This window comes from Streptomyces sp. NPDC054770, from assembly GCF_053611985.1.
This window is the reverse complement of the sequence record NZ_JBSHBL010000035.1, coordinates 107196-115044: the sequence shown is the minus strand read 5'-3', so window position 1 is coordinate 115044 and position 7849 is coordinate 107196. Positions and strand designations below refer to the sequence as shown.

Annotated in this window: 5 protein-coding genes; all 5 read left to right on the top strand. The window is 70.8% G+C overall.

Annotated features, from left to right (window positions below; all coding sequences use genetic code 11):
* Window positions 1-1254 (top strand): DUF3459 domain-containing protein (locus tag ACWGKQ_RS27915; RefSeq protein WP_453294711.1); only part of this gene is annotated, 1254 nt, incomplete at its 5' end.
* Window positions 1251-2969, top strand: coding sequence for a maltose alpha-D-glucosyltransferase (gene treS / locus ACWGKQ_RS27910; RefSeq protein WP_453294710.1), 1719 nt, complete (start codon window positions 1251-1253; stop codon window positions 2967-2969). The genes ACWGKQ_RS27915 and treS, both read left to right, overlap by 4 nt.
* Window positions 2970-3000: 31 nt before the next feature.
* Entirely contained in the window at window positions 3001-4362 is a 1362-nt protein-coding gene (locus tag ACWGKQ_RS27905) for a maltokinase N-terminal cap-like domain-containing protein (protein WP_453294709.1), read from the top strand.
* A gap of 5 nt (window positions 4363-4367) precedes the next feature.
* Complete coding sequence (gene glgB / locus ACWGKQ_RS27900) at window positions 4368-6614, top strand: 1,4-alpha-glucan branching enzyme (protein WP_453294708.1); 2247 nt, start codon at window positions 4368-4370, stop codon at window positions 6612-6614.
* A gap of 106 nt (window positions 6615-6720) precedes the next feature.
* Window positions 6721-7809, top strand: a complete 1089-nt coding sequence (locus tag ACWGKQ_RS27895; RefSeq protein WP_453294720.1) for a glutamate--cysteine ligase 2 — start codon at window positions 6721-6723, stop codon at window positions 7807-7809.
* The last annotated feature ends 40 nt before the right edge of the window (window positions 7810-7849 follow it).

Sequence of the window (7849 nt, the reverse complement as noted above, 5' to 3'; positions counted from 1 at the left end):
CATCCCATCGGGACCACCTTCCGCAAGGGCCGCAACAACACCCTCGACCCCACCCCGGACGATGTCGGGGTGCCCTGGGCGATCGGGTCGCCCGAAGGCGGCCACGACAGCGTCCATCCGGACCTGGGGACCCTGGAGGACTTCCAGTGGTTCGTCGCCGAAGCCGGGCGGCACGGGCTGGAGATCGCCCTGGACTTCGCCCTGCAGTGCTCACCCGACCACCCCTGGGTGGAGAAGCATCCCGAGTGGTTCCACCACCGCCCCGACGGCACCATCGCCTACGCCGAGAACCCGCCGAAGAAGTACCAGGACATCTACCCGGTCGCCTTCGACGCCGACATGGACGGCCTGGTCGCCGAGACCGTCCGCGTGCTGCGGCACTGGATGGACTGCGGGGTGCGGATCTTCCGCGTGGACAACCCGCACACCAAACCCGTCGTGTTCTGGGAACGGGTGATCGCCGAGATCAACACGGCCGACCCGGACGTCATCTTCCTCGCCGAGGCCTTCACCCGGCCCGCGATGATGCGCACCCTCGCCCAGACCGGCTTCCAGCAGTCCTACACCTACTTCACCTGGCGCAACACCAAGCAGGAACTCACCGAATACCTCACCGAGCTGTCGGGCGAGTCCGCCGCATGGATGCGGCCCAACTTCTTCGCCAACACCCCCGACATCCTGCACGCCTACCTCCAGCACGGCGGCCGGCCCGCCTTCGAGGCCCGTGCCGTGCTCGCCGCCACCCTCTCCCCCACCTGGGGCATCTACAGCGGCTACGAACTCTGCGAGAACACCCCCCTCAAAGAGGGCGGCGAGGAGTACCTCGACTCCGAGAAGTACCAGCTCAAACCCCGCGACTGGACCCGCGCCGACACCGACGGCATCGCCCCCCTCATCACCCGCCTCAACACCGTCCGGCGCAGCCATCCCGCGCTCCGGCACCTGCGCAACCTGAGCTTCCACCACACGGACAACGACTCCGTCATCGCGTACAGCAAGCGCACCGGGTCGGACACCGTTCTGGTGATCGTCAACCTCGATCCGCACCACACCCAGGAGGCCACGGTCTCGTTGGACATGCCGCAACTCGGCCTGGACTGGAACGCCGTGCTGTCCGTGCGGGACGAACTGACGGGTGAGACCTACTCGTGGGGCAGGACCGGCTATGTGCGTCTCACCCCCGGCCGGACGCCGGCGCATGTGTTCCAGGTGGAGCGGCCGACACCAGCGAACGGAGGGCCCAGCGCGTCATGACTGTCAACGAACCCGTCCCGGACACCTTCGAGGACACCCCCGCAAAGGACCGGGACCCGGACTGGTTCAAACGTGCCGTCTTCTACGAGGTCCTGGTCCGCTCCTTCCAGGACAGCGACGGCGACGGTGTCGGCGACCTCAAAGGTCTGACCGCGAAGCTGGACTATCTGCAGTGGCTCGGCGTCGACTGCCTCTGGCTGCCGCCCTTCTTCAAGTCCCCCCTGCGGGACGGCGGTTACGACGTCTCCGACTACACCGCCGTACTCCCCGAGTTCGGTGACCTCGCCGACTTCGTGGAGTTCGTCGACGCCGCCCACCAGCGCGGCATGCGCGTCATCATCGACTTCGTCGTCAACCACACCAGCGACCAGCACCCGTGGTTCCAGGAGTCCCGGAAGAACCCGGACGGTCCGTACGGCGACTTCTACATGTGGGCGGACGACGACAAGCAGTACCAGGACGCGCGGATCATCTTCGTCGACACCGAGGCCTCCAACTGGACCTACGACCCGGTGCGCGGCCAGTACTACTTCCACCGCTTCTTCTCGCACCAGCCGGACCTCAACTACGAGAACCCGGCCGTCCAGGAGGAGGTGCTGGCGGCGCTGCGGTTCTGGCTGGACCTGGGCATCGACGGCTTCCGGCTGGACGCGGTGCCGTATCTGTACGCGGAGGAAGGCACCAACTGCGAGAACCTGCCGCCCACCCACGAGTTCCTGAGGCGGGTCCGCCGCGAGATCGACGCCATGTTCCCGGACACCGTGCTGCTGGCCGAGGCCAACCAGTGGCCCGAGGACGTCGTCGACTACTTCGGCGACTACGACAAGGGCGGCGACGAGTGCCACATGGCGTTCCACTTCCCTGTCATGCCACGGATCTTCATGGCCGTGCGCCGGGAGTCCCGCTACCCCGTCTCGGAAATCCTCGCCAAGACCCCCGCCATCCCCTCCGGCTGCCAGTGGGGCATCTTCCTGCGCAACCACGACGAGCTCACCCTCGAAATGGTCACCGACGAGGAACGCGACTACATGTGGGCCGAATACGCGAAAGACCCGCGTATGCGCGCCAACATCGGCATCCGGCGGCGCCTCGCCCCCCTCCTCGACAACGACCGCAACCAGATCGAGCTGTTCACCGCCCTGCTGCTGTCCCTGCCCGGCTCCCCGATCCTCTACTACGGCGACGAGATCGGCATGGGCGACAACATCTGGCTCGGCGACCGCGACGCGGTCCGCACCCCCATGCAGTGGACCCCCGACCGCAACGCCGGCTTCTCCTCCTGCGACCCGGGACGGCTCTACCTGCCCACCATCATGGACCCCGTCTACGGCTACCAGGTCACCAACGTCGAGGCCTCCATGTCCTCGCCGTCCTCCCTGCTGCACTGGACCCGCCGCATGATCGAGATCCGCAAGCAGAACCCTGCCTTCGGACTCGGGTCCTACACCGAACTCCAGTCGTCGAACCCGGCCGTCCTGGCGTTCCTCCGCGAGTACGAGGACGACCTGGTCCTGTGCGTGCACAACTTCTCGCGGTTCGCCCAGCCCACCGAACTCGATCTGCGGTCCTACGACGGCCGGCATCCGGTCGAGCTGATCGGCGGGGTGCGGTTCCCGGCCATCGGTGAACTGCCGTATCTGCTCACCCTCGCGGGGCACGGCTTCTACTGGTTCCGGCTCTCCCGAGTCGCCTCCCGCATCGGCCTTCGGCGCTGAGCGTGCCGAGCCGAGGAAAGGACGCGTCCCCATGACGAAGACCGTTGACCTGCTGCCCCGGGGCACGACGGCCGGCCTGGACCGGCCGCTGGTGGCCTCGCTGGGCGGGCTGCTGCGCGACTGGCTGCCCCGGCAGCGCTGGTTCGCGGGCAAGGACCGGCCCGTCACGGAGTTGTCCGTGCTGTCGGTGACCGAACTCTTCCCCGGCTGCCTGCACCTGCTGGTGCACGCCGACCACTCCCCCCACGGGGACACCACTCCGTCCGGTGACTGCTACCAGCTCCTGCTCGGCGTGCGCGAACACCGCGCGCCCAGGCTGGAGCGGGCCTGCATAGGCCGGGCCGAGGAGGGCCCGCTGGCCGGGCTCGCCGTCTACGACGCCCTGCACGATCCGCACGCCGCCGAGCTGCTCCTGGAGCGGCTGCGCATACCCGGCACGGCCGGCCCGCTGCGCTTCGAGACCGCCCCGGACGTCCGGATACCCGGCGGACTCGCGCCCCGGCTGCTGGCCGCCGAGCAGTCCAACTCCTCGCTGGTGTACGGAGACTCCTACATCCTGAAGGTGTTCCGGCGGATCCAGCCCGGTGTCAACCCGGACCTGGAGGTGCCCGGCGCGCTGGCCGCGCAGGGCTGCGCACGGGTACCGGCACCCGTGGCCTGGTTCCGCACCACCGAGCCGAGCCCGGCGACGCTCGGCGTGTTGCAGCCCTTCCTGCCGGACGCGTCCGACGGCTGGACCCTCGCCCTGCGCGCGCTCGCGGCCGGGCACGACTTCACCACCGAGGCGCACGAGCTGGGGCGGGCCACCGCGGACGTGCACCTCGCGCTCGCCGCCGCGTTCCCGTCCGCCGTCCACGACGAACACAGCCGCACCGCGCAGGCGATGTCGGCGCGGCTGGACACGGCCGCGCATGCGGTGCCGGCGCTGCGGCCGTTCGTACCGGGGCTGCGCGGCGCCTTCGACGCGCTCGCCACCTGCGACGCGGGGCCGCTCGCCCAGCGGATCCACGGCGATCTGCATCTCGGGCAGGTGCTGCGGGCGGACCACGAATGGTTCGTCATCGACTTCGAGGGGGAGCCGTCCCGGCCGCTCGCCGAGCGGCGCAGCACCCAGTCGCCGGTACGGGACGTCGCCGGGATGCTGCGCTCCTTCGACTACGCGGCCCGGCAGCGCCGCCCCTGGCGCCCGGAATGGGCCCGCCGCTGCCGGGAGGCCTACTGCGCGGGATACGCTGCGCGGGCCGGCTGGGACCCGCGCAAGAAGCACGCACTGCTGCGCGCCCACGAGACGGACCGCGCGGTGTACGAGGTGGTGTACGAAGCCCGGCACCGGCCGGCCTGGCTTCCCGTTCCCATGGCCGCGATCGAGCGGCTCGCCCGCTGGGGAGGCTGACCGACATGGCACTGCGTGACTCTTCACTCCCCGAGCCCTCCGGGCCGTCCCGTCCCACGGCCCCGCCCCTGGACGCCGCGGACCGCGAACGGCTGCTCGCGGGCGCCCATCACGATCCGCACGCCGTGCTCGGCGCCCGCCCGGTGGAGGGCGGCGCCCTCTTCAGGGCGCTGCGCCCGCACGCCCGTGCCGTGTCCGTACTGGCCGACGGGGTTCGCAGCCCCCTGGCCCCGGAGGGCGACGGGCTCTTCGCGGCCGTGCTGCCGTACGCCGAGGTCCCGTCGTACACCCTCCTCGTCGAGTACGAGTACGAGGACGGGGACGGGAACGGGAACGAGGAGGCCGGAGAGGCCCGCGAGCACGAGGTCCACGATCCGTACCGGTTCCTGCCCGCGCTCGGCGAGTTCGACCTGCATCTGATCCGGGAGGGTCGGCACGAGCAGCTGTGGCAGGCGCTCGGCGCGGAGCCGATGACCCATGACGGGGTGGCCGGCACCCGGTTCACGGTGTGGGCGCCGAACGCGCAGGGCGTGCGGGTGGCCGGGGACTTCACGTGCTGGGACGGCACGCAGTTCCCGATGCGTTCGCTGGGCGCGGCCGGGGTGTGGGAGCTGTTCCTGCCGGGGGTGGGCGAGGGCGCCCGGTACAAGTTCGAGATCACGTCCCGGCACGGCGGCCGGTTCCTCAAGGCGGACCCGATGGCCCGGCGCACGGAGGTGCCGCCCGCGACGGCGTCGATCGTGACGGTCTCGCACTACGAGTGGGGCGACGCGGAGTGGATGGCGCACCGGGGTGACGTCCCGGTGCACGAGGCGCCGTTCTCCGTGTACGAGGTGCATCTGCCGTCCTGGCGACCGGGTCTGACCTATCGCCAGCTGGCCGAGGAGCTCCCCGCGTACGTCGACGACCTGGGTTTCACGCACGTCGAGTTCATGCCGGTCGCCGAGCATCCCTTCGGCGGCTCCTGGGGCTACCAGGTCACCGGCTTCTACGCACCGACCTCCCGGCTCGGCACGCCCGACGACTTCAGGTACCTGGTCGACGCGCTGCACCGGGCCGGCATCGGCGTGATCATGGACTGGGTGCCGGCCCACTTCCCCAAGGACGACTGGGCGCTGGCCCGCTTCGACGGGGACCCGCTGTACGAGCCCGGGGACGAGCGGCGGGCCGAGCATCCGGACTGGGGGACCTACGAGTTCGACCTCGGCCGGGTGGAGGTGCGCAACTTCCTGGTCGCCAACGCCGTGTACTGGTGCGAGGAGTTCCACGTCGACGGGCTGCGGGTGGACGCGGTCGCCTCGATGCTCTACCTCGACTACTCGCGGGACTCCGGACAGTGGACGCCGAACGTGTTCGGCGGGCGCGAGGACCTGGACGCGGTGGCGTTCCTCCAGGAGATGAACGCGACCGTGTACCGGCGTGCGCCCGGGGTGGTGACCATCGCCGAGGAGTCCACCGCGTGGGACGGGGTGACCCGGCCGACCGACGGCGGCGGCCTCGGCTTCGGGCTGAAGTGGAACATGGGCTGGATGCACGACTCGCTGGAGTACATCAAGCACGAGCCCGTCCACCGCAAGTACCACCACCACGAGATGACCTTCTCGATGGTCTACGCGTACAGCGAGAACTACGTCCTGCCCATCTCCCACGACGAGGTCGTGCACGGCAAGCGGTCACTTGTCTCGAAGATGCCGGGCGACTGGTGGCAGCAGCGCGCCAACCACCGCGCGTATCTGGCCTTCATGTGGGCCCATCCGGGCAAGCAACTGCTCTTCATGGGGCAGGAGTTCGCCCAGGGCGGCGAGTGGTCCCATGCCGACGGCCCGGACTGGTGGCTGCTCGACCCCGGGTACGGGGCCGAGGCCGATCACCGGGGTGTCCGGGATCTGGTCCGCGATCTCAACTCCGGGTACCGCGCGCACCCCGCGCTGTGGCAGCGCGACACCGATCCGGCGGGTTTCCAGTGGGTCCTGGGCGACGCCGCGGAGGACAACGTCTTCGCCTTCCTGAGGTTCGATGCCGAGGCCCGGCCCCTGCTGGCGGTCTCCAACCTCTCCCCCGTGGTCCGTCCCGGCTACCGGCTGAGCGTGCCCAAGGGGGCGCCCGTCTGGCGGGAGATCCTCAACACCGACAGTGCCCGGTACGGCGGCGGGGACGTCGTCAGCCGGGGGCCGCTGCTCGCCGACGAGGGCGCTCTGCGGCTCACGCTGCCCCCGCTCGGCACGGTGTGGCTGGAGCCCGTCGCCCCGTAGCCGGCCGCGGGCCCGGTCACGTGTTTCCGCGGCCCGGTCCGGGCAGTCCGGGATGAAAGACCCCGCCGCGCCCGGTCGCGGCCCGGCCGGAGGGCGGTTCCCTGTGCTGCGTACCGTCGGAGTGGAGGAAGAACTCCTGCTGGTCCACCCGGACAGCGGGGAGCCCAGGCCCTGGTCGGCCGCCGTCCTCGACCGGGCCGCCCAGGACGATCCCGGACAGGCCGTGTTCCAGACGGAACTGTTCGGGCAGATGCTGGAGCTCGCGACCAGTCCGCAGCGGGACATGGCGGAGCTCGGCGCCGAGATCGTCGGCTGCCGCAAGGAGGCGGGCCGGCTGGCCGGCGAGATCGGCTGCGCGGTCGCGGCGCTCGCCACCTACCCGCTGCCGGTCGACCCGGCGCTCACCCGGCACGAGCGGTACCACTGGATGGCCGGGCGGTTCGGCGCCGCCATGGTGGACTGGTTCGTCTGCGGCTGCCATGTGCATGTGTCGGTCGAGTCCGACGAGGAGGGGGTCGCCGTCCTCGACCGGATCCGGCCGTGGCTTCCGGTGCTGCGTGCGCTCAGCGCCAACTCGCCGTTCTGGCAGGGCCGGGACTCCGGCTACGTCAGCTTCCGCAGCCGGCTGTGGGCGCGCGGCCCGTCGGCGGGGCCGACCGAGCTGTTCGGCTCGGCCGAGCGGTACCGGCGGCGGGTGGCGGACATGGTGGCCAGCGGGGTCATCCTCGACACCGGGATGGTGTACTTCGACGCCCGGCTGTCCACGCGCTACCCGACGGTGGAGATCCGGGTGGCCGACGTGTGCCTGCGGGCGGACACCACCGTCCTCGTCGCCGCGCTGATCCGCGCCCTGGTGGAGACGGCGGCGCGCGACTGGCGGGCCGGGCGGCCGCCGCTCGACCCCAGCGTGAGCATGCTCCGGCTGGCCTCCTGGCAGGCCGCCCGCACCGGCCTGGAACAGGAGCTCCTGGACCCGGTCACCATGCGGCCCCGGCCCGCCGTCGAGGTGGTGCGCGCGCTGCTGGCGCACACCGCGGACGCGCTCGCCGACAGCGGTGACACGGTCGGCGTCGAGGAGGGCGTCGCACAGTTGCTGCACAGGGGTACCGGCGCCCGCGAGCAGCGGTCCTTCCTGGCGCGCACCGGGAGCCTGCGGGACGTCGTCGTGGAGTGCGTGCGCCGCACCCAGGGTTGAGCTCCTGTCATCAGGTGGAAACGAGTTGACCGTTCCTGAC

What these genes read in the sequence shown, in the direction of transcription:
- treS (WP_453294710.1), top strand. Translation starts at nt 1,251, where the DNA reads ATGACTGTCAACGAACCCGTCCCGGACACCTTCGAGGACACCCCCGCA.
- ACWGKQ_RS27905 (WP_453294709.1), top strand. Translation starts at nt 3,001, where the DNA reads ATGACGAAGACCGTTGACCTGCTGCCCCGGGGCACGACGGCCGGCCTG.
- glgB (WP_453294708.1), top strand. Translation starts at nt 4,368, where the DNA reads ATGGCACTGCGTGACTCTTCACTCCCCGAGCCCTCCGGGCCGTCCCGT.